General features: G+C 65.8%; 21 protein-coding genes. 9 read left to right on the top strand and 12 right to left on the bottom strand.

Features of this window, described 5'->3' with window-relative positions; genetic code table 11:
- Position 1 precedes the first annotated feature (1 nt).
- Positions 2-1,240: a GGDEF domain-containing protein gene (locus tag BMY25_RS10020; RefSeq protein ID WP_092496495.1), complete on the bottom strand. Its 1,239-nt coding sequence runs from the start codon at positions 1,238-1,240 to the stop codon at positions 2-4.
- Positions 1,241-1,502: 262 nt separating this feature from the next.
- Here BMY25_RS10020 and BMY25_RS10015 point away from each other — a divergent pair, with 262 nt between their 5' ends.
- The 3 genes from BMY25_RS10015 (at position 1,503) to ppk2 (ending at position 4,389) form a co-directional block, all read left to right on the top strand.
- Positions 1,503-2,516: an MDR/zinc-dependent alcohol dehydrogenase-like family protein gene (locus BMY25_RS10015; protein WP_238858264.1), complete on the top strand. Its 1,014-nt coding sequence runs from the start codon at positions 1,503-1,505 to the stop codon at positions 2,514-2,516.
- On the top strand, positions 2,516-3,520 hold the full coding sequence (locus BMY25_RS10010; RefSeq protein ID WP_238858260.1) for a Gfo/Idh/MocA family protein: 1,005 nt from the start codon (positions 2,516-2,518) through the stop codon (positions 3,518-3,520). The genes BMY25_RS10015 and BMY25_RS10010 overlap by 1 nt, the downstream gene beginning before the upstream one ends.
- A gap of 116 nt (positions 3,521-3,636) precedes the next feature.
- Positions 3,637-4,389: a polyphosphate kinase 2 gene (ppk2, locus tag BMY25_RS10005; protein ID WP_092496494.1), complete on the top strand. Its 753-nt coding sequence runs from the start codon at positions 3,637-3,639 to the stop codon at positions 4,387-4,389.
- A 72-nt stretch (positions 4,390-4,461) separates the two neighbouring features.
- On the opposite strand, the gene BMY25_RS10000 is transcribed toward ppk2, so the two are convergent.
- Positions 4,462-4,899 (bottom strand): Lrp/AsnC family transcriptional regulator, encoded by a 438-nt coding sequence (locus BMY25_RS10000; RefSeq protein ID WP_092496493.1) that lies wholly within the window; start codon positions 4,897-4,899, stop codon positions 4,462-4,464.
- A gap of 128 nt (positions 4,900-5,027) precedes the next feature.
- Between BMY25_RS10000 and rocF the strand changes: the two genes are divergently transcribed.
- The 3 genes from rocF to BMY25_RS09985 all read left to right on the top strand — a co-directional run bounded on the left by rocF (position 5,028) and on the right by BMY25_RS09985 (position 7,929).
- Positions 5,028-5,954, top strand: coding sequence for an arginase (gene rocF / locus BMY25_RS09995; RefSeq protein WP_092496492.1), 927 nt, complete (start codon positions 5,028-5,030; stop codon positions 5,952-5,954).
- 46 nt (positions 5,955-6,000) lie between these two features.
- Positions 6,001-6,699, top strand: coding sequence for an HAD family hydrolase (locus BMY25_RS09990; RefSeq protein ID WP_092496491.1), 699 nt, complete (start codon positions 6,001-6,003; stop codon positions 6,697-6,699).
- Positions 6,700-6,942: 243 nt separating this feature from the next.
- Positions 6,943-7,929, top strand: coding sequence for a L,D-transpeptidase family protein (locus BMY25_RS09985; RefSeq protein ID WP_092496490.1), 987 nt, complete (start codon positions 6,943-6,945; stop codon positions 7,927-7,929).
- Positions 7,930-8,408: 479 nt separating this feature from the next.
- Here the strand turns inward: BMY25_RS09985 and BMY25_RS09980 are convergent, their stop codons facing one another.
- Complete coding sequence (locus BMY25_RS09980; protein WP_092496489.1) at positions 8,409-9,068, bottom strand: LysE family translocator; 660 nt, start codon at positions 9,066-9,068, stop codon at positions 8,409-8,411.
- Positions 9,069-9,165: 97 nt separating this feature from the next.
- On the opposite strand from BMY25_RS09980, the gene BMY25_RS09975 reads away from it, so the two are divergent.
- Entirely contained in the window at positions 9,166-10,035 is an 870-nt protein-coding gene (locus BMY25_RS09975) for a LysR family transcriptional regulator (protein WP_092496488.1), read from the top strand.
- Between the two features lie 747 nt (positions 10,036-10,782).
- On the opposite strand, the gene BMY25_RS09970 is transcribed toward BMY25_RS09975, so the two are convergent.
- Positions 10,783-11,340 (bottom strand): TetR family transcriptional regulator, encoded by a 558-nt coding sequence (locus BMY25_RS09970; protein ID WP_092496487.1) that lies wholly within the window; start codon positions 11,338-11,340, stop codon positions 10,783-10,785.
- A gap of 76 nt (positions 11,341-11,416) precedes the next feature.
- Between BMY25_RS09970 and BMY25_RS09965 the strand changes: the two genes are divergently transcribed.
- Complete coding sequence (locus BMY25_RS09965; protein WP_092496486.1) at positions 11,417-12,295, top strand: SDR family oxidoreductase; 879 nt, start codon at positions 11,417-11,419, stop codon at positions 12,293-12,295.
- A gap of 113 nt (positions 12,296-12,408) precedes the next feature.
- A complete protein-coding gene (locus BMY25_RS09960; RefSeq protein WP_092496485.1) occupies positions 12,409-12,792 on the top strand; it encodes a hypothetical protein in 384 nt (127 codons plus the stop codon).
- A gap of 133 nt (positions 12,793-12,925) precedes the next feature.
- Here the strand turns inward: BMY25_RS09960 and gyrB are convergent, their stop codons facing one another.
- From gyrB to rpsT, 8 genes are all read right to left on the bottom strand, one after another.
- Complete coding sequence (gene gyrB / locus BMY25_RS09955; protein WP_092496484.1) at positions 12,926-15,355, bottom strand: DNA topoisomerase (ATP-hydrolyzing) subunit B; 2,430 nt, start codon at positions 15,353-15,355, stop codon at positions 12,926-12,928.
- A 116-nt stretch (positions 15,356-15,471) separates the two neighbouring features.
- On the bottom strand, positions 15,472-17,340 hold the full coding sequence (recQ, locus tag BMY25_RS09950) for a DNA helicase RecQ (RefSeq protein ID WP_092496483.1): 1,869 nt from the start codon (positions 17,338-17,340) through the stop codon (positions 15,472-15,474).
- Between the two features lie 56 nt (positions 17,341-17,396).
- Positions 17,397-18,011, bottom strand: coding sequence for a LysE family translocator (locus tag BMY25_RS09945; RefSeq protein ID WP_092496482.1), 615 nt, complete (start codon positions 18,009-18,011; stop codon positions 17,397-17,399).
- Between the two features lie 3 nt (positions 18,012-18,014).
- Positions 18,015-19,154 carry a DNA replication/repair protein RecF gene (gene recF / locus BMY25_RS09940; protein ID WP_092496570.1) on the bottom strand — a complete coding sequence of 380 codons (1,140 nt, stop codon included), beginning with the start codon at positions 19,152-19,154 and terminating at the stop codon, positions 18,015-18,017.
- Positions 19,155-19,181: 27 nt separating this feature from the next.
- Entirely contained in the window at positions 19,182-20,300 is a 1,119-nt protein-coding gene (gene dnaN, locus BMY25_RS09935) for a DNA polymerase III subunit beta (RefSeq protein WP_092496481.1), read from the bottom strand.
- Between the two features lie 187 nt (positions 20,301-20,487).
- Positions 20,488-21,942 (bottom strand): chromosomal replication initiator protein DnaA, encoded by a 1,455-nt coding sequence (dnaA, locus tag BMY25_RS09930; RefSeq protein WP_092496569.1) that lies wholly within the window; start codon positions 21,940-21,942, stop codon positions 20,488-20,490.
- Between the two features lie 203 nt (positions 21,943-22,145).
- Entirely contained in the window at positions 22,146-22,583 is a 438-nt protein-coding gene (locus BMY25_RS09925) for a rhodanese-like domain-containing protein (protein WP_092496480.1), read from the bottom strand.
- An 830-nt stretch (positions 22,584-23,413) separates the two neighbouring features.
- On the bottom strand, positions 23,414-23,677 hold the full coding sequence (gene rpsT / locus BMY25_RS09920; protein ID WP_092496479.1) for a 30S ribosomal protein S20: 264 nt from the start codon (positions 23,675-23,677) through the stop codon (positions 23,414-23,416).
- Positions 23,678-23,721: the final 44 nt, after the last annotated feature.

The following is a 23,721-nucleotide window of genomic DNA, read 5'->3' as shown; positions in this document are numbered from 1 at the left end:
CTCAGGCGATCCTGATGAAGGCTGGCGGGGGCTCGTCGCGATCCGGGGGCGGAAAGCGGCTGACGCGGTTCCGACCGCCCTCCTTGGCGGCATAAAGCGCCTGGTCGGCCTTCTCCAGGATCAGCACGAGGTCGGTATCCTCAGCTTCCGCCGCCGCGACGCCGATGCTGACCGTGGCGGCGATGGTGGTGTTCTTGATACGGGGCTTCACGCCGGCGAAAGAGGCGCGGATGCGCTCGGCGATGCCCAATCCCGCTTCCAGGCTGCAGCGGGGCAGCACGGCCGCGAATTCCTCGCCGCCCAGCCGTCCGAAGATGTCGTGCGGCCTGAGGCCGCCGATCGCCGTCTCGCAAAAGGCGCGGATCACGTCGTCGCCCGCGCGGTGGCCGAATCGGTCGTTGATCGATTTGAAATGATCGAGATCGAACAGCAGCACCACGACCGGAGCCCCGCTCTCGCGCGCGCGGCTCAGCACCACGTCCGCCTGTTCCGTCAGCCCGCGCCGGTTGGAGACGCCGGTCATCACGTCGATGCGCGCGAACTCCCGCTCCCTGACCTCCCGCCGCGCCCGCAGTATGTCGATCAGCAGCGCGGAACTTCCGGCAGCATAGATCAGCATTTCGAACTGGATTGCGCTGAAGATGCTGAGGGGCGGCAGATACGCACTCGGCAGCGGGCCGAGAAAGGGGTTCAACAAAAACAGGAGCAGGGCGCAGGCATGCAGCAGCAGGATGCCGATCAGCAGAGGCCGTCCCCACAGTTTCTCCGCCCTGGCCCGAAAGAGCACCGCCGCCGCCGCACAGAAAAGGACAAACCCCAGGCCGTCACTGATGACGGCCTGAGCCACCCCCCAATTGAACGAGACGGACAGCATCGACAGGAGCAGGCCCAGCCCTATCAAGGAGAGAAGGGTGCGCGAGCGGACGGGCCGATGGGAAAACTGCCTGACAGCGGCCCAGACCAGCACGTCGCCTGTGTTGAAGAACATGCCGACCAGCATGAGCAGCCAGTCTTTCCCTTCGGCAGCGGCCTCGGTGGAGGCGGCCCCGTTGGAGGCGGCCCCGTTGGAGGCGGCAACGAGCAGGATGGCGAGCGCCACACCAAGGAATACGTTGGCCAACCCCCAGATCAGAGGTGTCCGTTCCGCCCGGTCCGTAGTCCAGACCAGAAGCAGGACGATGCCGCTCGCCACGGTAACCAGGCTTCCGGCCACACCCAGCGTTGGAACGTCCAAATGCATGCTTGCCACGGTGCCTCAGGCTCTTTGCGGAATTGTAGTGCTCTCGCAACGGTTGAGAAGAGGCAATCGTTATACTGGCTTACGTTCGATGAACGGGAGCAAGGCTCCTCGCTCGAAGAGCGGACCGCACCTCCGTCTCGGGATTTGCGAGGCCATGGGCGCGCACGCGCGCTGCGACCGCCGGGGCGCTTGAACCGGCGGCGGCTTCGGTCGTAAACCTCGGGCCAATCCTTATTCTAGCGATCGAGCTGCCCCAATGGCCATGCCTGAAAACGAGACGACGATCCGGTCGCCCGCCCCGCCGGTCAAGACGCCGAAAGCCATGAAGGCCGCCGTCGTCACCGGGCCGGGTGAGCTTCGGGTCGATGAGGTTTCCCTCCCGGTGCCCGGTCCCGGGCAGGTGCGCATCCGGCTGGAAGGTTGCGGCGTCTGCGCCTCCAACCTGACGCCGTGGGCCGGGCCTGAATGGATGAAGTTTCCGACCGAGCCCGGTGGCCTCGGCCACGAGGCCTGGGGTGCGGTCGACGCCGTGGGCGAGGGCGTACAGGGTCTCTCCGAAGGCCAGCGCGTCGTGGCGCTCTCCTATCATGCCTATGCCGGCTATGATGTCGCTGACGCGGATGCCGTCGTGGCGCTGCCGGATGCGCTCGCGGGCAAGCCCTTCCCCGGCGAGCCGCTCGGCTGTGCCATGAACATCTTCAAGCGCAGCGACATCCAGGCCGGCCAGACCGTCGCCATCCTCGGTATCGGCTTTCTCGGCGCGATCCTGACGCGGCTCGCATCGCAGGCCGGCGCGCGCGTCATCGCCATCTCCCGCCGCCCGTTCTCGCTGGATGTCGCGCGCCGGATGGGTGCGGCCGAGACGATCCCGATGGAGGATCACTGGGCGATCATCGAGCGCGTGCGGGAACTGACCGACGGCGTCTTCTGCGACCGCGTGATCGAGGCCGTGGGCAAGCAATGGCCGCTGGATCTGGCGGGCGAACTCACGAGGGAGCGCGGCAAGCTGATCGTCGCCGGCTACCATCAGGACGGACCGCGGCAGGTCAACATGCAGCTCTGGAACTGGCGCGGGCTCGACGTGATCAACGCCCATGAGCGCGATCCGAAGATCTATATCCAGGGCATTCGCGACGCGGTGCAGGCGGTCGCCAGCGGCCGGCTGGATCCGAGCTCGCTCTATACGCACACCTATCCGCTGGAGAAGCTGGACGAGGCACTGAACGCCACCCGCGACCGGCCGGACGGCTTCCTCAAGGCGCTGGTGACCTATTGATGGCTGCCGGTTCGGACATGAAGCGCCCGCGTCTGGGCTTCCTCGGCGTCGGCTGGATCGGTCGCCACCGCATGAAGGCGATCGTGGAAACCGGCGCCGTGGATGTGGCGGCGGTTGCCGATCCCTCGCCGGAGATGGCCGCCGAGGCGGTCGCCCTGGAGCCGGGTGCCGTGGCGGTCGGCACGCTCGACGAATTGCTCGATACAGGCATCGACGGCGTCGTGATCGCGACGCCGAGCGCCATGCACGCGGAACAGTCGATCCGCGCGCTGGAGCGCGGCGTGGCTGTGTTCTGCCAGAAGCCGCTGGGGCGCACCGCCGGCGAAGTCGAGGCCGTGATCGCCGCCGCGCGCAAGGCCGACCGGCTGCTCGGCGTCGATCTTTCCTATCGTTTTACCGAAGGCATGCGCCGCATCCGCGAGATCGTCCGTGGCGGCGAACTCGGCAGGATCTATGCGGTGGATCTCGTCTTCCACAATGCCTACGGGCCGGACAAGGCGTGGTTCTACGATCCCGCGCTTTCGGGCGGTGGCTGCGTCATGGATCTCGGCGTCCACCTTGTCGATCTCGCGCTCTGGGCGCTGGATTTCCCGGAGATCGGCGACGTCACGGGCAAGCTCTTCGCCGAGGGGGCGCCGCTCGGCCGTCGCGCCGACAAGGTGGAGGACTATGCGGTCGCCACGGTGGAGCTCGCCTCCGGCACGGCGCTCCAGCTGGCCTGCTCGTGGAGGCTGCAGGCGGGTTGCGATGCCATGATCTCGGCCTCCTTCTACGGCACGGAAGGCGGCGCGGCGCTGAAGAACGTCGATGGCTCGTTCTACGACTTCAGCGCCGAGCGCTATCGCGGCACCGCGCGCGAGACGCTGTCCACCCCGCCGGACGAGTGGGGCGGCCGCGCCGCCGCCGACTGGGCGACCAGGCTGGCTGCCGGAGCGCGCTTCGACGCGGAAGCGGAGCGGCTGGTGGATGTGGCCCGCGTGCTGGACCGGATCTACGGCCGCTAGCTCGCCCCGGAAAGTCACCCGGCGGGAGGGGGATCGAGCCTTTGGATCGAGACCGGGGTACGAACGTTGAATGCCGGTGACATGATCGATCCGCAACGCTTCCGCCGGAGACCCGCATGAGCGACTATGACAAGGAACTGGCCCGACTGCAGCTTGCTCTGGTCGAGATGCAGCACGCCGCGATGGGGAGCGGCGACCGGATTGTGCTGGTTCTGGAAGGTCGCGACGGGGCGGGCAAGGACGGCTCGATCAAGCGGATCACCGAACATCTTTCCGTCCGCTCCACCCGGGTCCTGGCTCTGCCGAAGCCGTCGGATCGCGAGCGCACGCAATGGTACTTCCAGCGTTACGTCGCGCATCTGCCCTCGGCTGGCGAATTCGTGATCTTCAACCGTTCCTGGTACAACCGGGCCGGGGTGGAAGTCGTGATGGGCTTCTCCACCGCCTCGGAGCAGGCGGAATTCCTTCGCGATACCCCGGAATTCGAGCGCATGCTGGTGGAAAGCGGCATCAAGCTCATCAAGATCTGGCTCGACATCTCCCGCAAGGAGCAGGGCAAGCGGCTGGACGATCGTCGGCGCGATCCTTTGAAGGCGCTGAAGGTCTCCGACATGGATGCGGTCGCGCAGGAAAAGTGGGACGCCTATTCCGATGCCCGCAACGCCATGCTGACGCGCACCCATACGCCGCTGGCGCCATGGTACTGCGTGCGCGCCGACGAGAAGAAGCCCGCGCGCCTCGCCATCATCCAGCACATCCTGCAGCAGGCCGCCCCGCCCGAGATCGCCAACGGCATCGAGAGGCCGGATCCCAGTGTCCTGTTCCCCTTCGACATGGAAGCGATCCGCGACGGCCGGCTCGCGGAATAGGGCGACCGTCCTCGCGCCGGAACCCCGAAAGCTCCGCGCGGCGGGTGGCCTCGTTCGCTTCGAAGCCCCGCGCTAAAGCCGGGCCCGCGTGCTGCGCGGAGTGGCGAGCAGCAGGTTCGTCTCAGACGCCGTGATGCCGGAGACGAGCCGCAACCGTCTGAGGACCGCATCGAGATCGGTGAGGCTCTGCGCGGAGATCTCGGCCACGAGATCCCATTGACCGTTTGTCGTGTGGATCGCGACGATTTCGGGAAAGCCCGCCAGCGCGTCGACCACGCGATCTGCCGCCCGCCCTTCCACCTCGATCAGGGTGAGCCCGCGCACCGGCATCGAGTCCACGTCGGAACGCAGGATCACCGTATATCCGATGATATCGCCGCGCGCTTCCAGCCGCTCGATGCGGGACCGGGCAGTGGCGCGCGAGATGCCGAGTTCGGCCGCGATATCGGAAATGCTGCGTCGGGCGTCATGCCGGAGGATCGTCACGAGACGTCTGTCGAGATCGTCCATCGAGTTCCAGTTCGGTCGAATAACTTGCCGTTCTGGTAGATCAAGCCTGTCGATTTGCCAATCTGCTCTGATCATTCTGCCGCGAAGTGCGGCTAGGTTGCACCTTTCGGGGAAGCTGCGGCGAGACGATGACGGATAAATGCATTCTGATTGGCGCGCCCGTGCAGGACGGGGCGGGGCGTCTGGGTTGCGAGATGGGGCCGAGCGCCTACCGCGCCGCCGGCCTTCGCGAAGCACTGACGGATCTTGGCTTCGTCGTGGAAGACCGGGGCAATGTCGCGCCTGGCCCCGCGTGCGACATCGTCCATCCCAATGTCGCCGTGCATCATCTTCCTGAGTTCCACGCCTGGACCCGCAGCCTCGCGGAGGCGGCTTTTCAGGCGAGCGGCGAGGGCGTGCCGATCTTCCTCGGCGGCGATCATTCCCTGTCCGCCGGTACGATCGCTGGCCTGTCCCGCCGTGCAAAGGCGGAAAGCCGCGAGTTCTTCGTGCTCTGGCTCGATGCCCATCCCGACTTCCACACGCTGGAAACGACGACGTCAGGCAATCTCCACGGCACGCCCATGGCCTATGTCACGGGGCAGCACGGCTTCGGCTCCTTCATGCCGCCTCTGGAAGCGCCGGTGAAGCCGGAAAATGTCTGCATGATCGGGCTGCGCAGTGTCGACCCTGCCGAGCGCAACGCGCTCCGCGAAGCGGGCGTTCTCGTCCATGACATGCGCGCGGTGGACGAGCAGGGCATCGCGCCGCTGATCCGCCGTTTCCTGGAGCGGGTGGACGCCGCGGACGGCGTGCTGCATGTCAGCCTCGACGTCGATTTTCTCGAACCGGCGATCGCGCCCGGCGTCGGCACGACCGTGCCGGGCGGCGCGACCTTCCGCGAGGCGCATCTCGTCATGGAGATGCTGCACGATTGCGGCGCCGTTCGCTCGCTCGATCTGGTGGAGCTCAATCCGTTCCTCGACGAGCGCGGACGCACGGCGCTGCTGATGGTGGATCTGGCCGCAAGTCTGATGGGCCGCCGTATCCTCGACCGTCCGACCCGGAGCTTCTGATCGGCGGAAGACTGGAAAGCTTCGCGCCCCCGGCCTAGACAGCGGCATGTCTCACTTCGATGTCTTTCTCTTCGATTATGACGGCACGCTTGCCGCCACTCGAAACGCCGTGGTCGAATGTCTGTCGCGCACCTTGGGGGAGCGCGGCTTCGTCGCCTCTCCCGCCGAGATCGCGGCGGTGGTCGCCAGCGGTGTGCCGCTGGAGGGTGCCTTCGCCGCTCTTCTGCCGGAGGAGGCACGGACCGACGCCGATGAATGCGTCCGACGCTACCGCGAGCACTATCCGGAGGTGGACCGCGAGCGGAGCGGGCTTTTCGACGGGGCCGCCGAGACGCTTGCCGCCCTTCGCGCGGCGGGCGGCAGGATCGTGGTGCTCAGCAACAAGGGACGGGTGGCGATCGAGGCGGCTCTGGAGCGTTTCGGCCTTCAGGACACGGTCGATGCCGTGCTCGCCGCCGATCCGGGCGCCCCGGTGAAGCCCGATCCCGCCGTCTTTGCCCGCCGGGTTAGTCCGCTCTTTCGCGATCTGCCGTCCCAGGCCTTCGTGATGGTCGGCGACACCTCGGCCGATATCGGCTTCGCGCAGGCGGCAGGTATCGCCAGTTGCTGGGCGCGCTACGGCTACGGCGACGGGGCGGCCTGCCTCGCGATGAAGCCGGATTTCATCATCGGCGCCTTGCCGGAGATGCTGTCGCTCCAGGCGCCGGCGTCTCGGGACGCTCTGCCCGATCGGCGTACGCCCTGATCGGGACACTTCCTGGTTGGGCACCGGATTAACCCGAAGCTTACCGCTTTCCGCGATTGTGGCGGCGATTGCGTGGGAGCCGACACTTGCTCCTGCCGAACAGGCCGCGACGACGGGGGGGTAGGGCCGGATATCGGCCGGCACTCCGGCCGCAATCGGGAGCGATAAGGGAGCCGTGCCTCAGCCGCCCTCACCGGCGGTGTCGCATCGTTCGCGCGGCCATCGAGTTTGGAGTTGCTCTGGATGATCGAATTTCTTCCGGCGGGTCTTCGGAACGCCATGCGCCAGATGCGGGATATCGGGCAGGTGGTGGTCCAGGCATGCCGGCGTGCCCACGTCCGCCAGCTCGCCTCGGTTCTCGGCGGGCTTGTCGTCGTGGCCTCCCTCACCGGATGCGCCGGCCAGCTTGGGGGCATCCGGGCGGGCAGGGTCTACCCGGCGACGCTGCGCCTGATGCAAGCGGCGGACATGGATCGCTACGCGCCGATTCTCGTGCGCATCTACAAGGAAGAAAGCACGCTCGAGGTCTGGAAGCAGGATCATTCGGGACACTTCCAGCTTCTGAAGGCCTACCCGATCTGCCGGTTTTCCGGCGCGCTCGGGCCGAAGCAGGCGGAAGGCGACCATCAGGCGCCTGAAGGCTTCTACCAGGTCGGCCCGGCCCAGATGAACCCGCGCTCGCGCGAGTATCTTTCCTTCAATATAGGCTATCCCAACGCCTTCGATGCGTCGTTCGGGCGGACCGGCAGCGCATTGATGGTGCATGGCGGCTGCCGCTCGGTCGGCTGTTATGCCATGACCGACGAGCAGATGCGGGAGATCTACGCGCTCGCCTTCGAGGCATTCAAGGGTGGCCAGCGGAGCTTCCAGGTACAGGCGTTGCCGTTCCGGATGACCTGGGCCAACCTCCGCCAGCACGCGGGCGATCCGAACGTGGATTTCTGGACCATGCTGAAGAACGGTACCGACGAATTCGCGAAGACCGGGCTGCCGCCGCAGGTCGGCGTCTGCAACCAGCGCTACGTCTTCACCCCCGCCGCGGCGCTGGGGGGGGCGGATCCGGCAACGTTGTGCGCTCGACCCGCGAGCTTTCCCCCTGCCGACCTCCCCCCTGCCAGCCTCGCTCCGCCCGGCGTCTCCCGGCCGCTCGCCTACGACGAGCAGCCCGATCCGCTGGCGGCGCAAATCCAGAGCGCGGAAGGGTCCTATGATGCCGGCCTCTCCCGCTGAAGAGGCCTCTCTCCGCGAGAAGGGGCTCCCCGACGACACGCGAAGCGCCCGCACAAGCGGCGAGCTACAGCGGCTGGCAAGATGACGCCGCAGCGCCAGGGCGGCGGCATCGATCGATGCCGCCTCAGTTCACGATGGCTGTACGGCGCCGCTAAAGTTGGACTCACGCGAAAGCGACGCAACCGCGCGAGTCCGCAATATTGATAATTCTTTTAACAAGGAAAGCGGGCTCTTTTAGCGACCAAGACAGGCTTTGTGCAGATGGCTTCACTAAGAAACGTGATCCGGTCGAAGATCGCCGAAATGATCTGCCGCAAAGGTCGGCTTCGAAGTGCCGCGATAGTGGACGTGAACGGCCGGAAAGGATTGTGAGGCTGAATGTCTGCTTCACCCGCCACTCGCTTCAAACAGACCTTCTGCTTTGGCTAAGTCATGGTAGGCCGACATGACCGAGAAGGCTGGTAAGCGGGCCGTCCGCTTTAGACGAGAACGTCGGTTAGCTGACGGTCAGCAAGATCAAAGACTTGGCGGATCATGCTTTGAGAGACTGTCTCGAACCAGATAGGCAAGATCGAAAGCGCGAGCAACACTCCAAGGCCGCCGTTCAACATGCGCCACTGCGCATCGCGGCGCATTGCCCGGGCCAGAACGAGACCGGCCGCGCACCAAGTGGTAAGCGACAGAATGGCGAACCCTCCGAACGCTGCGCCCAACAGCATACTGAGGCGTACCGGGCCGCTGGCAAGCGCCGAGAAAGAAGCAGCGGCCCCAAGCGTCATCGCCCAGCCCTTCGGGTTGTGCCAGACCGCCCACATGCCCGTGAACAGGCCGATCGGCCGCGCGTTGCTCGCAAGATGCGGCGGCCCTCGACCCGCCATTTGCCAGGCCAGCCAGAGCAGGTAGGCTGAGCCTACCGCCTTCATCGCGAGGGTGAGCGATGGCGCCGCCAGGAGAACGCTGGAAAGACCAAGCGCCGCGAAGGCCGCCATGGAGGCAAGGCCCAGTGAGATGCCAGCGATTAGCGGAAGCGAACGTCGAAAGCCGAAGTTCGCGCCGGAGACTGTGGCGAGCGTCGTGGCTCCGCCGGGACTGATTGTAGCGACAAGAACAAAGAGGAGCAGCGGAGGAAGGGCATCCATGACGGGCACTCGATCAAACCTGCTTGGCCTTAACCATCGGATCTGCCCTCCAGAAGCTAATGTTGCTAAACACGGGAATTAGAAGTTGTAATACGTCATGAGACGAAACCTCGATATCGCCTTGCTTCGCACTTTCGCTGCCGTTGCCGATCAGCATAGCATGACGGGGGCGAGCCAAGTGCTGCACCTGACGCAGGGGGCGGTCAGTCAACAGATTGCCCGGCTTGAGGAATTAGTCGGTGACCAGCTGCTCCGGCGTGAGCCGCGAGGCCTGCGCCTGACTCCGGCGGGGGAGCGCCTACTCGGTCGCGCCCGCACGCTGCTCGCGCTCAACGACGAGATCTGGTCCGAGATCGCGGGCGGCGGCGTCGCCGGGCCGGTGCGGCTCGGGCTGCCGTACGACCTTATTGCCAGCCATTTCGGGCCCGCGCTCAAGAGCTATTGCGAAGCCTTCCCGCTGGTCGACCTAGATCTTGTTTGCCTGCCTTCACCGGACCTCCTGGCCGGTATTCGAGATGGGCAACTTGACGTGGCTGTTGTCGAGGAGGCGCTTGGGGCCGAGAGCGGCGAGACGCTGGCTATCGATCGTCTTGTCTGGGTCGGTGCGAGGGGCGGGCAGGCGCACGGACGAACTCCGTTGCCACTCTCGCTCGTAGCCGAGACCTGCCTTTTCCGTCCGCCAGTGCTTCAGGCGCTGACGCGGCAGAAACGCGCGAGCCGTGCGGTGTTCGAGAACGGCGGGCTTGATGCGACGCGAACCACGGTGCGCATGGACCTCGCGGTTTCGGCGTGGCTCGCCACGACCGTGCCGGCCGATTTGGCTATCTTGCCGCCAGAAGCAGGCCTGCCGGAATTGCCGTCCTTCGCTATCACGCTGCATGTGGCACATGCTGCGCGAGGTGCAGCGATCGAAGAGCTCACCCGCCATCTGCGCGAGACAATGGCGCGACCATCGGTGGCTGCTTGATGACACCAAACGGGGCGGCGTCGACTGGAATGCGATCTACGGCGGGATGCAACCGGGCGACATCGCCGAACAATGAAGTGCTGGTCGATCATTCCGGGCGTAAGGAGGAACTGCGTGGTACCTCGACGTTCCGTACTCGCCTTAGGGTCCACGCCAGGACGAAGCCTCCGCGGTACGGGCGCGTACGGCGATATATCAGGCTAATAGGAGGAAGCGGCGTGTGGCCACGCATCCCAACCCTATGACGGGTCATATCGGCAGATTTCCTGCTGTTGCCGACTTCGGTCCCAGCGTGGGAGATGTCGCTGCCGAAGTCTCCGCAACCGGCCGCCTCTGCTGGCAGATAGGACTGGCATTCTAGCGGCTCAAGAGTGGGCTTGGAATGACTCCGCTTCAAGCGCGGGGCAGTCAATTTGCCCGCTCATGGCTCGCGGCCCATCTTACGATTGGGCTGTTGATCTACGAGCCGATCGCCGACAGTCTCGCTTCGCCTCCATCGCCGGCACGGCCGGGCACGCACTTGTCTTTGTGTTGAATGCAAAGAGTTCTGCGAGACGCGCTCTTGGTCGCAATACTCGGGGCGCCCCGTCTCTCCCGAATTGACCCCGGCCTTGCAGGCGCAGCCAAAAACCTGATCGGGCCACCGCGCCGAAGATATCGCAGTCCGGCCGGATACTCGCTCCGACCGGCTCCGCAACCTGTTGAACACGGTCTTCTCCGCAGAACTCTTGGCGAGGTCACTTGGCCTCAGCGAGTTACGACGGTCGCCAAGTCTTCCGTGCAGGCTCGGACATGATGCACAAAGCCGCTCGCCGGATCCTCGCTCCACCGTTCGATGGCGACCCGCCAGATCACGATTCCGGTTTCCGCCGCCATCCGCGCGGCTTTTCCCTCGATGCTGCGGTCCGTCAGGGCTGCACAAATCGCCATCCCGAGCGAGCGCATCTTCATCAACTCGCGTTCCTGGAAATCGACATGCGCGGCGACGACGGCCTGCCGGGCAAGCACGTCCGCACGATTGTCGTCGAAGAAACAGCCAACTGCCTCCAGTGCCCTGATGACAATATCCAGCGGCTGGGCGTCGGCGGCTTGGTTGATGGCGCGGACCATCTCTGCCTCGAACTCGTTCGCACGCCAAAACAGGACTTCGGGCTTGTCGATGAAGTAGCGGAAGAACGTCCGCTCGGTGAGGCCGGCCGCGGCAGCGATCTGCGGAACCGTCGTCGATGCGTAGCCGCGCGTACGGAACAGCTCGATTGCCGCCTTGCCGAAGCGCTCGCGCGCATTCTCGATCCTTTGAACCATGGTGTCTTCATAACCCCATTGTCAGCGCCTGCCAATCGCATTACGTACTGGCAGGGACTGACAATTAGGCATTTCCATGCGAGTGTTTGTAACGGGGGGTAGCGGCTTCCTCGGTTCGGCGGTGATCGGCGAGCTTTTGCAGGGCGGGCATCAGGTGCTTGCGTTGGCACGCTCGGAGGCGGCTACTCAGCGATTGGCCGCTCTGGGAACGCTGGTGCTGCACGGAGATATGGAAAACCACGAGGCCTTGCGGACCGGCGTGGGCCGGTGCGACGCGGTCGTGCATCTGGCCTTCAACAACGACTACACGAAGTTCGAAGAGACCTGTGCGATCGACGAGCGCGCGATTGATGCAATTGGCAAGGCTCTTGCCCACACCGCCAAGCCCTTTGTCGTTCCAAACGGGCTGGCCGGCCTCGCTCCAGGGCGCATCGTCACCGAAGATGACGACATCCCCGCCGACTATGCCTTTCCGCGCCGATCGGAACAGACCGCGCTCAAGCTGGCAGGAGACGGGGTCAACGCCATGGTAGTCCGGCTCGCGCAGGTGCACAGCAACGTGATGCAGGGTCTGGTCTCCGGCCTGATCCCGATCGCCCGGCATTCCGGCATGTCCGCTTATGTGGACGACGGCGCAAACCGATGGCCCGCAGTCCACGTGTCCGATGCCGCACACCTGGTCCGGCTGGCGCTGGAGCGGCCCGAGCGCGGGGCGAAGTTCCATGCGGTCGCCGAGGAAGGCGTGGAGATGCGCGTCATCGCCGAGGCGGTCGGCAGGCTGGCGAATGTACCGATGCGATCGCTCCGCGCCGATGAGGCGAAGGCGCATTTCGGACCGCTGGGAATGTTCGTCGCGCAGGACATGCCGGCTTCCTCGGCGCTGACACGAAACAGGATGCAGTGGCAGCCAACCGGTTCACGCCTCGTCCACGACCTCGATCAGTCGCGGATTTGAGGAGAGCATCCAACCACCGGGAAGCGGCACTGACGGCTGCGCGAGCGGAGATTGAACAGATGCCCCGAGCCGCCTGACGCGGTTTTCAACCACTATAACCATGGAAATGGAAAATGCCCCGCATCCTTATCATCGGCTACGATCCCGACAGCGTCGACTTCAGCGATCCGGGTTCGCCGCCCGGGCTTGATATCGACAAAATCTGGGCTGGCGCGAAAGCGAGCCTGAAGCGCATCGAGGATTATGGCTGGACCGGAGTGCAATGTATGGTCCGGCCGGACGATACTGCCGCCGGGGTCGTCGAGCGCGCCCTGTCGGACGCGAAGTACGACTGCATCGTGATCGGAGGGGGCGTCCGCCTGGCCTACAACAGCGTGCCTGTTTTCGAGAACATCGTAGATGCCGTGCGGCGGTCCGCTCCCGGCACGCCGCTCGCGTTCAACGAAGGACCCGAAAAGAGTCTCGAAGCGGCAAAGCGGTGGCTCGAGAGGCACTAAATCCATCGCATTGATGATGGGCCGTCGCCGTGAGTGACATGGGTCGCCAACGCCCAGGCTCGCGGCGACCGTTCATTCCGTCACGACCCATTCGAGGATTTGCTTCGATGAAGTGAGTGGCGCCATACAGTAGTCAGACGTCGAGATTAGCGACGTTCAGGGCGTTTGCCTGGATGAAGTCGCGGCGGGGCTCCACCTCGTCGCCCATCAGCTTGGTGAAGATATCGTCGGCCTCGTCCAGCTCTCGCGCCCGCACCTGCAGCAGCGTGCGGACGTTCGGGTCGAGCGTCGTTTCCCAGAGCTGCTCGGCGTTCATCTCGCCGAGGCCCTTGTAACGCTGCATCGTGATGCCCTTGCGGCCGACGGCAAACACGGCTTCGAGAAGATCGCGCGCGCCGTGGATCGTCGTCTCCGAACTCTTGCGCCGGAGCGTCGCCGCTTCGCTGTAGAGCGTATGCAGCGACTCGGAGAAGGCGTGCAGCCGCCGTGCATCTGCGGAGGAAAGCAGGGCCGGGTCGAGCATCGCGACCTCGGTCACGCCGCGCACCGTGCGGGTGAAGACCAGCCCGCGCTCCTCGCTGACGCTGCCGGCCCAGCCGCGCTCGGTTTCCTCCGACAGCATGTCGAGGCGACGGGCGATAACCTCGGCGGCAGCCGTGGCGCGCTCGGGATTGCCAAGCAGGGCCGCGTCCATCGCGCCGGCGATCGTCGCCTGCTCGATCAGCGTGCGGTTGTAGCGGGTGTGCAGCCCTTCCATGACCTGCTTCACCTGCCGCGCCTCGTTGACGATGGCCCGGAGATCGGGGCCCGCGCGTTCCTCGCCGTTGGCGATGGACAACACCGCCTCGTCAAGGCCGGCCTCGATCAGGTAATCCTCCAGCGCCCGCTCGTCCTTGAGGTATTGCTCGGACTTGCCGCGCGTCACCTTATAGAGCGGCGGCTGCGCGATGTAGACATAGCCGCGCTCGAAGAGCTCCGGCATCTGCCGGTAGAAGAAGGTGAGCAGCAGCGTGCGGATATGGGCGCCGTCGACATCGGCGTCCGTCATGATGATGATCTTGTGGTAGCGCAGCTTCTCGATGTTGAACTCGTCCTTGCCGATCCCGGTGCCGAGCGCCGTGATCAGCGTGCCGATCTGGTCGGAGGAGAGCATCTTGTCGAAGCGGGCGCGCTCCACGTTCAGGATCTTGCCGCGCAGCGGCAGGATGGCCTGAAACGCGCGGTTGCGGCCCTGCTTGGCGGAGCCGCCGGCGGAATCGCCCTCGACCAGGAAGACTTCGGAATGGGCGGGGTCGCGCTCCTGGCAGTCGGCCAGCTTGCCGGGCAGGGAGGCGATGTCGAGCGCGCCCTTCCGGCGGGTCAGCTCGCGCGCCTTGCGGGCCGCTTCGCGCGCGGCCGCCGCTTCGACGACCTTGCCGATCAGCACCTTGGATTCGGCCGGATGCTCTTCCATCCAGGAGCCGAGCGTGTCGTTGATCAGGCTTTCCACCACCGGGCGGACCTCGGAGGACACCAGCTTGTCCTTGGTCTGCGAGGAGAACTTGGGATCGGGGACCTTCACGGAGAGCACGCAGGTCAGCCCCTCGCGGGAATCCTCGCCGGTGATCGACACCTTCTCGCGCTTCGCGATGCCGGAGCTTTCCGCATAGGACGACACCTGGCGCGTCAGCGCGCCACGGAAGCCGGCGAGATGCGTGCCGCCGTCGCGCTGCGGGATGTTGTTGGTGAAGCAGAGCACGTTCTCGTGGTAGCTGTCGTTCCACCACATGGCGGCTTCCACCGTCACCCCGTCGCGTTCGGCGCGGACATAGATCGGGGCCGGAATCAGCGGCTTCTTGGCGCGGTCGATGAAGCGGACGAAGGCTTCCAGCCCACCGTCATAGACCATGTCCTCGCGCTTTTCGTCGGCGCTGCGGCGGTCGGTCAGAACGATGTGGACGCCGGAATTCAGGAACGCCAGCTCGCGCAGGCGATGCTCCAGAGTCGGGTAGTCGTACTCGATATGGGTGAAGGTGTTGGGGGAGGCCAGGAACGTCACCTCGGTGCCGGTCTTGCCCTCTGACTCGCCGATGACCTCCAGCGGCGCATCGGCGACGCCGTCGGAAAAATTGATCTCATGCAGCTTGCCGGCCCGCCAGACCCGGAGCTTCAGCCATGTGGAAAGCGCGTTGACGACGGAAACGCCCACGCCGTGCAGGCCGCCCGAGACCTTGTAGGAATTCTGGTCGAACTTACCGCCGGCATGCAGCTGGGTCATGATGACCTCGGCCGCCGATACGCCTTCCTCGTGCATGTCGGTGGGGATGCCGCGACCGTTGTCGCGCACCGTCACCGAACCGTCCGGGTTCAGCGTGACCTCCACGAGGCTCGCATAGCCGGCCAGCGCCTCGTCGATGGCGTTGTCGACGACTTCGTAGACCATGTGGTGCAGACCGGAACCGTCATCCGTGTCGCCGATATACATGCCCGGCCGCTTCCGAACGGCATCGAGGCCCTTGAGGACCTTGATGGAGCCGGCGCCATATTCGGCAGCCGCGTTCTGTTCGACGGCGGGTTCTGACATGCTCGTTCCTTGACTGGCGGAGGACAGCGCGAACGCCGCCTGACTCGTTACGCCAATGTAGTGATTTACCGGGGAAATTGCACGCTTTCAGCCCTCCGGAATGGGCCGAAATGGCCTCAGGCCGGGGAAAAATGCGAGATCGCCTCAAGAAAGGCGTCGCCGTAGCGCGAAAGCTTCGCCTCGCCCACGCCCTGCACCCGTCGCATCTCGTCCAGCGTCAACGGTTTGCGCTCCGCCATGTCGATCAGGGTGCGGTCGGGGAAGATCACGTAGGCCGCCACCTTCTCCTCGCGGGCAAGCTGCAGGCGCCGTTTGCGGAGATGCTCGAAGAGCGCCGCCGTCTCCCCGTCCAGCCCGTCGGCGCGGTTGTTGCGGTCGCCCCCGCGGTCGCGGCGGGCGGTGCTTTCGTCCTGTACGCGCAGCCGGATCGGCTCGCGGCCGAACAGCACGTCGACGCCCTTCTGCGTCATGGCGAAGCCGCCGTGCTCGCCGGCTTCCGAGAGCGCGCCGGCGGCGAAGAGCTGGCGCACGATGGCGGACCATGAGCGGCGGCTCCGCTCCTTGCCGGCGCCGAAGGTCTTGAGCTCCTGATGGCCGTGGCGCTTCACCGCGTCCGTCTCCTGGCCGAGCAGCACGTCGGCGAGATGGCCTGCGCCGAAGCGCTGCCCCGTGCGCGCCACGGCGGAGAGCACCTTCTGCGCATCGGTCTGCGCGTCGTAGAGCCGGGCGCCTTCGAGGCAGAGGTCGCAGGAGCCGCAGGGGCCGCTTTCCTCGCCGAAATAGGCCAGCAGCGCCTGCCGGCGGCAGGTGGCGAGTTCGCAGAGGTCGGTCATCGCCGTCAGGCGCTGGTGCTCGACCCGGTGGCGCTCGGGATCGACATCCTTCTCGTCGATCTGGCGGCGGCGAAAGGCCATGTCCTCAAGGCTGTAGAGGGTCAGCGTGTCGGCGGGCAGCCCGTCGCGGCCGGCGCGGCCGATTTCCTGGTAATAGGCCTCCACCCCGCCCGGCATGTCGGCATGGACGACGAAGCGCACGTCGGGCTTGTTGATGCCCATGCCGAAGGCGATGGTCGCGACCATCACCACACCGTCTTCCTGCAGGAAGATATCCTGATGACGGGAGCGGACGGACTGCTCCAGCCCGGCATGGTAGGGCAGGGCGCGGTGTCCCTTGGTTTCCAGATGCGCGGCGAGGCTCTCCGTCCGGTCGCGCGAGGCGGCATAGACGATGCCGCTGCCGCCCTTGTGGCCGGCGAGAAAGTCGGCGATCTGCGAGCGCGGCCGGTCCTTCACCGCAAAGCGAAGACTGAGATTCGGCCGGTCGAAGGAATGGACGAAGCTCCTCGGCGGCTTGGGAAAAAGCTGCGCCGCGATGTCGTCCCGCGTGGCGCGGTCGGCCGTCGCCGTCAGCGCCACGACCTGCACATCGCCCAGCACTTCGCGAACGCGGGTCAGCTGGCGGTATTCCGGGCGGAAGTCGTGTCCCCACTGGGAGACGCAATGCGCCTCGTCGATGGCGAGGCGTCGCACGCCGAGTTCGCGCAGCCGCTGCAGCAGCCCTTCGCCGGCCAGACGCTCGGGCGAGACGAAGAGCAGCGAGAGTTCGCCGGAAACGAGCTGCCGCCACGCTTCGCGGCCTTCCGCCTCGTCGTTGGCCGAGTTGAGGCTCGCCGCGGCGATGCCGATCGCCTGCATCTGGCGCACCTGGTCGCGCATCAGCGCGATCAGCGGCGAGACGACGACGGTCAGCCCGCCATCGAGCGCCGCCGGCAGCTGGTAGCACATGGACTTGCCGCTACCCGTCGGCATGACGGCAAAGACATCCTCGCCGGCGAGGATCGCTTCGATGACCTCGCCCTGGCCCGGACGGAAATCGTCATAGCCGAAGAGGCGGCGAAGCGCCTTGCGGGCGTCGCGGGACTCCTTGGAGCTGAACAGGCGGGAAAGCGTCTCGGTCTCCGGGGCGGGCGAATCAGTCAGCGACATCGCCTCGTCTTATAGAGGTTAACAGCGGCGGACCCGAGGCGGGTTCGCGGTCCGCCTCATCGTGTGGCGATCGCGACGGCCGCGCCCGCCATGACGACGCCGGAAGAGCGGTTCAGCAGTCGCACGGCGCGCGGCGTTTCGAAGAGCCGCCGGGCGCGGGTGGCCAGCAGCACATAGGAGCCGAAGACCAGAGCCAGCACCGTGGCCGTCGCGACGATCAGTTCGAGATAGGCGAGCGTCGTCACCGCCGAAAGGTCCACCAGGTTCGGCAACAGCGCCAGATAGAAGACGATGACCTTCGGATTGCCCATGTTGACGGAAAACCCTGTCGCATAGAGCCGGAGCCGGTCGGTCCCGCCGGGCAGGGCGGGTGCAGCCTGCAGTTCGGCCGGGGCATTCCACATGCGCCAGGCGAGATAGAGCAGGTAGGCCGCACCGACGAAGCGGATGACGAGGAAGAGCACCGTGAAGGTCTTCGCCACCACCGCCAGCCCGAGAACCCCCAAAGTCAGCCAGACGAGGTCGGCGGAAGCGATACCGGCCACGAAGGCGACCGCGCCGCCGGGACCGCGTGACAGAACCCGCGCAACGATCGCGGCGACACCGGGACCGGGCGCAACGGCGGCGACGAAGAGCGTCGCCATGAAAACGAGGAGGGCTTGCGTATGCATGGCCTATCCTAGCCTGACGACATGGCCGTCCACCACCTCGAAACGCTCCGATGAGGCCGGCAGGTCGCGAAAGAGGTCGGCGTCGGTTCCCGTCATGAACGCCTGTACCCCGAGGGTTTCCAGCCGGGCGAAAAGGGCGGCGCGGCGGCCGGGATCGAGATGGGCGGCAATCTCGTCGAGCAGCAGGATCGGCGTCATGCCGGAGGTGCGGGCGACCAGATCGGCGTGGGCGAGGATGATGCCGATCAGCAGCGCCTTCTGCTCGCCGGTGGAGGAAAGCGCGGCGGGCATCGCCTTGGCGGCGAAGGTGACGGACAGGTCGCTGCGATGCGGGCCGGAAAGCGTCCGCCCGGCCGCGCGGTCCCTGAAGCGGGTTTCGCGAAGCTCATCGCGGTAGCTCACCTCCAGCATCGCGGACGGGCTGGCGGTCACCGCGTCGTCGAACTCGCCGGTGATCGAAAGCCCGGCGCTGGGAAATGCGCTGCCTTCCGCCCCCTGCGCCTCGATGCGCGCCTGCAGGAGCGCCACGGTTTCGGCACGCGCGAAGGCGACGGCCACGGCCTTTTCCGCCAGCTGGGCTTCCACCGCGTCGAGATAAGCGGGCGACGCGCCCTCGTCCAGCAGGCGGTTGCGGCTCGTCAGCAGCCGATCCATGTCGTTGACGCGGCGGCCATGACCGGGGTCGACCGTCAGCACGAGGCGATCCAGAAAGCGGCGGCGATCCCCGGCGGGACCGGTGAAGAGGGCATCCATCGCCGGCGTCAGCCAGAGCAGGCGGAGATGTTCCAGCAGCGCTTCGGCGGAGGGCGCGGAGGCGCCGTTGATGCGGACACGGCGCGCGGCGCCCGAACCGGGGTCGATGCCGGCCAACCCCGTGCCGATCCGCGTTTCCTCGCCGTCCCGCTCGATCATCGCGGAAACCGCCCAGCCGCCCGTGGTGTCGAGCCGGGTGATCGCCTCGAAGGCGGCGCGGCGCAGCCCGCGGCCCGGCGTCAGCAGCGAGATCGCTTCCAGGAGATTGGTCTTGCCCGCGCCGTTCGGCCCGATCAGCGCGACGAGCCGCGCGGAAAATCCGAGCGACAGCCCGGAATAGTTCCGCACATCGGTCAGCGACAGGCTTGTCAGCGCGACCGGATCGGGCATCCGGCCCGCCTTCATCTGCGCCCCGCCTTAGACCCGCATCGGCATCAGGACATAGAGCGCATCGGCCTCCGTGCCCTCTGCCGTCTGGTCCTGGATCAGGGTCGGGGAGCCCGCATCTGCCAGCTTGAAGACCGCGTCCTCGCTGGTCAGTTGCCCCGCGATGTCGAGGAGGTAGCGGGAGTTGAAGCCGATCTCGATCGGCTCCGCCTCGTAATCGACGGCGAGCTCGTCGGTCGCGCTGCCGGAATCGGGGTTGTTGACGACCAGCACCATCCGGCCCTCCGACAGGCTGAGCTTCACCGCGCGGCCGCGATCGGAGGAGACGGTGGACACGCGATCCACGGCGCGCTCGAAATCCGCCTTGGTCAGCGTCAGGATCTTGTCGTTGGCCTTGGGGATGACGCGCTCGTAATCCGGGAAGGTACCGTCGATCAGCTTGGAGGTCAGCACCACCGCGCCGACGGTGATGCGGATTTTGGAATCGGAAAGCGCGACTTCCACGGAGCCTTCGGGATCTTCCAGCAGCTTCTGGATTTCGCCCACCGTCTTGCGGGGAACGATGACGCCCGGCATGCCGGCGCTGCCTTCCGGCGCTTCCACCTCCGCCTTGGCGAGGCGATGACCGTCGGTCGCCACCGCGCGAAGCCGCTCGCCGCCCAGCACGTGGAAATAGATGCCGTTCAGGTAATAGCGCGTCTCCTCCGTCGAGATCGCGAACTGCGTGCGCTCGATCAGGCGGCGGAGAACGGGGGAGGGGAGGGTGAAGGAGGTCGGCAGATCGCCGGCGTTGAGATCCGGGAAGTCGGCATCCGGCAGCATCTGCAGGGAGAATCGCGCGCGGCCGGCGCGCAGCGTCATGGTGCCGCCTTCGCCTGTTTCCAGGCTGATCTCGGAGCCGTCCGGCAGCTTGCGGACGATATCGTAGAGCATGTGGGCGGGAACGGTGGTGGCGCCCGCCGCCTCCACCATGGCCGGCACCCGGTCAACGATCTCCATGTCGAGATCGGTCGCCTTGAGAAAAAGGTCGCCGCCTTCGGCGCGCAGCAGCACGTTGGCAAGGATCGGAATGGTGTTGCGCCGCTCCACGACCCGATGGACGTGGTTGAGCGCCTTCAGGAGGTTTGCCCGTTCGATCGTGACTTTCATGACGCAAAATCCTGGAGAAAACGGCTTTGCAGGCCGGACGCGCTGAGCCGCGCGGGCTGCGGAACTTGCCGCGAATACCCCCGGATGACAAGCCTTTAGCTCGGGTCCGGGGTCGTGCGGCCGCGAAAGCCCTCGCCCGCATCGGGAGAAAGAAGGAGGCGTCGCGGCAAGGCGACGCCCGGGAGCGCTATTCCTGGATCAGCCGCTTCAGGAGTTCGATCTCCTGCGCCAGGATTTCGTCGGCCGCCGCCAGTTCCTCAACCTTGCGCACGGCGTGCAGCACGGTGGTGTGGTCGCGGCCGCCGAAGCGCTTGCCGATCTCCGGGAAGGAGCGGGGCGTCATGGTCTTGGCGAGATACATCGCGATCTGCCGCGGACGCACGATGGTGCGGGTGCGCCGGGCTGAGAGGAGGTCGTTCTTGGACACGTTGTAGTGCCCGGCCACGACCTTCTGGATGTCCTCGATCTTGATGCGGCGGGCTTCGCGCACGCCGACCAGATCGGAGATCGCGAGTTCGGCGATGTCCATGGTGATCGGCTGGTCGGAAAATTCCGCCCGGCAGATCAGCCGGTTCAGGGCGCCGTCGAGATCGCGGCCATTGGTGGCGACGGCCTGTGCCACGTAATCCAGCACGGGATCGGGAATGGCGAGCGAGGGGTTGCGGTCACGCGCGGCGGAAAAGCGTTTTTCCAGGATCTGTCGGCGCATGGAAGAATCCGGCGCCGCCATGCCGACGACTACGCCACCCTTCAGGCGGGAGCGGACGCGCTCGTCCACGCCTTCCAGGTCGCCCGGAGCGCGGTCGGCCACGACCACGACCTGCTTGGAGCTGTCCAGAAGGGCATTCAGCATGTGGCAGAACTCCTGCTGCACGCTCTTGCCCGTCAGGAACTGCATGTCGTCGATCAGGAGGATGTCGATGCCGCGCAGCTTTTCCTTGAAGTCCAGCGCCGAGCGGTCGCGAAGCGCGGAAACGAACTGCACGGTGAAGCGCTCGACCGTGAGGTAGAGCACGCGCCGGTTCGGGTCCATGCGCTGGCATTCGTTGGCAATGGACTGCAGGAGATGCGTCTTGCCGAGGCCGACACCCGCATGGATGTAGAGCGGGTTATAAGCGGGGGAGCTGCCTTCCGGCGCCGTCGCCACCGCATGAGCGGCGCGATAGGCGAGATCGTTGGAGCGGCCCTCGCAGAAGGTCTCGAAGGTGAGCTTGGCATCGACGGGCGAGCCGGCGAAGCGCTCGTTCGGCGTTTCCGGCGTTACCAGCGTCAGCGGACGCTGCGCGACAGGAGCAGGAGCCGCAGCCTCCGCAGGCGCCACGGCGCGCAGCGCGGTGCGGCGGGACACGTCGATCCGGCGCACGCTGGCGTCCTCGGCCTGCCAGAGCTGTACCAGCCTCTCGTCGTAATGCGACTTGATCCAGCCCTTCAGGAAGACCGTGGGCACGGAAAGGCGCACGACTCCGGCGCTCAGGCCCTCGAAATCGACCCGCGCGAACCAGGAATTGAAGACATCCTCGCCAAGCTCCGCACGGAGCCGGCTGCGCACCCGCACCCAGGACGCTTCCAGGCCCTGGCCGCTCCGCGCGCCAAAATCCGTCGATGAATCATGCGCCTCGTTCCCGGCCCCCGCTGCCGACATGCTCGCTGCCTCCATCATGATCTTGTTCGCCGCCGCCTGTGCCATCGTCTTCGTCACTTCGCTCTTCATCTCGTCAGGGTCAGGAATGCCGGCGCGAGCCGGCTGGCCACCCGGGCCAGGCCGAAGCCTGACATCGGGCCTGATATGCGGCCTGGCCTGTGGCCTAGTCTCTGGCCTGATCTCGGCCCTGTCCGGGGCCGGTCTCAGGATTGCGACCACGGCAGGCCCACGGCCTTCCAGCCGTCGATCCCGCCCCGATGCCCGTCAACGTCGCGCTGACCTTCAAAGCCGCCGAGCACGTTGCAGCAATGCGTGAAGCCTGCGGCCGTCATGGCTGCGGCTGCCGACTTGCTGCGTGCGCCCGAACGGCAGAGAAAATAGATCGGCGCGTCGGTGCCGAGGTCGGCGGCCGCGAGAGCCTTTTCCACCGTACCGACGAATTCCTGGTTAACCGTCATGTCGGGAAAGCTCTGCCACTCCACAAGAAGCGGCCGACGCTCCAGACCGGAAAGGTCGGGCAGCCCCACGTAGCTCCATTCCGCCACGGTCCGGACATCCACGAGGACAGCCCTGGGCTCGTTGGCGAGACCCGTCCACGCATCTTCCGGAGAGATATCGGCGAAATAAGAACCTTGCGACATTCCAAACAACTCCACGTCCGGCCAAAGTGATCTGGCCGATCTGCTTCGTTCCGATCAGTTGATTTTCGACAATCCATCAGAATAGACGGAACTCTGCCGAGACGCCCCATACGAGACAGAAACCGAACTACCTGAGCCAGCGCCGGTACGGGACACTAACTCTCCGATGCAGCGCGAGGCTTGGGAGGCCTGCTTGCGATCCGGCCGTTTTGCTTGGCTCGGGCCATCCGGTCTGGCCACAACATAGCAAAGCCGACGGTCCCGGCAACTGCCTCTCCGGGGGTGCCGGCCTCCGAGGCCTACCTCTCGGGGCGGTTCAGGGGCGCGCTCAATCCGTGATCAGGCCTCAACCCGTTGTGACTCAAGCAATTGGCTCTCTCCATGTCGCTTCCCTGTGGAAGGAAGAGGCATGACAGAAATATTTCGCGTCTTACCACTTGACTCGGTCGGGGGCTCAGGAACTCCGGATACCCCTTTGCTCCACATTCGTAACCCTCTGATTCGGAAGCAAAATTCCGCGCGCTTGAAGGGGGTCAGACTCACGCGATCCCGCATGGTTAAGATCGGGTTAAGCGCCGAAAAAGACTCATGTGGGCATGTGTGGATAACATTGTGTCAATGTCTTGAACGTGGCGATTCATCCCTTCCGACGTGCTGATTCCGTCAGCGTGGCGCGCTTGCATCAGGCGTGGGGCGAGGGATGTCGGGCCGGCGCGGGTGCGGCTGACGGCGATCACGGCAAGAGACGGAACCGGGCTTCTTGGAAGCCGGGCCGAACAACAAAAAGCCCGGCGCGAAGGCCGGGCTCTTGATCAGCGGTGCGGCTGGTATCAGCCGAGGGTCTTCACCCGGTGCGCCAGGCGCGAAACCTTGCGGGACGCCGTGTTGGAATGAACGATGCCCTTGGCGGCAGCCTTCATGATCTGCGGCTGCGCGGCGCGCAGGGCGTCCTGAGCGGCCGTCTTGTCGCCGGAAGCGATGGCTTCCTCGACCTTGCGGATAAAGGAGCGCATGCGGGTGCGCGGAATCTTGTTCAATGCCGTCCGGCGCGCGATCTTACGCACAGCCTTCTTGGCCGAGGGGGTATTGGCCATGGTCGATCCGTTTCTGCCGTATCAGGGTTCCGCCATTTACCGGT

This window comes from Faunimonas pinastri (assembly GCF_900110915.1).
In the GTDB taxonomy this organism is placed as follows: domain Bacteria; phylum Pseudomonadota; class Alphaproteobacteria; order Rhizobiales; family Afifellaceae; genus Faunimonas; species Faunimonas pinastri.
The sequence above is the reverse complement of the archived record's forward strand: the minus strand, read 5'-3'. Positions and strand labels throughout refer to the sequence as shown.

Bases quoted from the DNA above. Each gene is read 5' to 3' on its own strand.
- BMY25_RS10020 (WP_092496495.1), bottom strand. From the start codon at position 1,240: ATGCATTTGGACGTTCCAACGCTGGGTGTGGCCGGAAGCCTGGTTACC.
- BMY25_RS10015 (WP_238858264.1), top strand. From the start codon at position 1,503: ATGCCTGAAAACGAGACGACGATCCGGTCGCCCGCCCCGCCGGTCAAG.
- BMY25_RS10010 (WP_238858260.1), top strand. From the start codon at position 2,516: ATGGCTGCCGGTTCGGACATGAAGCGCCCGCGTCTGGGCTTCCTCGGC.
- ppk2 (WP_092496494.1), top strand. From the start codon at position 3,637: ATGAGCGACTATGACAAGGAACTGGCCCGACTGCAGCTTGCTCTGGTC.
- BMY25_RS10000 (WP_092496493.1), bottom strand. From the start codon at position 4,899: ATGGACGATCTCGACAGACGTCTCGTGACGATCCTCCGGCATGACGCC.
- rocF (WP_092496492.1), top strand. From the start codon at position 5,028: ATGACGGATAAATGCATTCTGATTGGCGCGCCCGTGCAGGACGGGGCG.
- BMY25_RS09990 (WP_092496491.1), top strand. From the start codon at position 6,001: ATGTCTCACTTCGATGTCTTTCTCTTCGATTATGACGGCACGCTTGCC.
- BMY25_RS09985 (WP_092496490.1), top strand. From the start codon at position 6,943: ATGATCGAATTTCTTCCGGCGGGTCTTCGGAACGCCATGCGCCAGATG.
- BMY25_RS09980 (WP_092496489.1), bottom strand. From the start codon at position 9,068: ATGGATGCCCTTCCTCCGCTGCTCCTCTTTGTTCTTGTCGCTACAATC.
- BMY25_RS09975 (WP_092496488.1), top strand. From the start codon at position 9,166: ATGAGACGAAACCTCGATATCGCCTTGCTTCGCACTTTCGCTGCCGTT.
- BMY25_RS09970 (WP_092496487.1), bottom strand. From the start codon at position 11,340: ATGGTTCAAAGGATCGAGAATGCGCGCGAGCGCTTCGGCAAGGCGGCA.
- BMY25_RS09965 (WP_092496486.1), top strand. From the start codon at position 11,417: ATGCGAGTGTTTGTAACGGGGGGTAGCGGCTTCCTCGGTTCGGCGGTG.
- BMY25_RS09960 (WP_092496485.1), top strand. From the start codon at position 12,409: ATGCCCCGCATCCTTATCATCGGCTACGATCCCGACAGCGTCGACTTC.
- gyrB (WP_092496484.1), bottom strand. From the start codon at position 15,355: ATGTCAGAACCCGCCGTCGAACAGAACGCGGCTGCCGAATATGGCGCC.
- recQ (WP_092496483.1), bottom strand. From the start codon at position 17,340: ATGTCGCTGACTGATTCGCCCGCCCCGGAGACCGAGACGCTTTCCCGC.
- BMY25_RS09945 (WP_092496482.1), bottom strand. From the start codon at position 18,011: ATGCATACGCAAGCCCTCCTCGTTTTCATGGCGACGCTCTTCGTCGCC.
- recF (WP_092496570.1), bottom strand. From the start codon at position 19,154: ATGCCCGATCCGGTCGCGCTGACAAGCCTGTCGCTGACCGATGTGCGG.
- dnaN (WP_092496481.1), bottom strand. From the start codon at position 20,300: ATGAAAGTCACGATCGAACGGGCAAACCTCCTGAAGGCGCTCAACCAC.
- dnaA (WP_092496569.1), bottom strand. From the start codon at position 21,942: ATGTCGGCAGCGGGGGCCGGGAACGAGGCGCATGATTCATCGACGGAT.
- BMY25_RS09925 (WP_092496480.1), bottom strand. From the start codon at position 22,583: ATGTCGCAAGGTTCTTATTTCGCCGATATCTCTCCGGAAGATGCGTGG.
- rpsT (WP_092496479.1), bottom strand. From the start codon at position 23,677: ATGGCCAATACCCCCTCGGCCAAGAAGGCTGTGCGTAAGATCGCGCGC.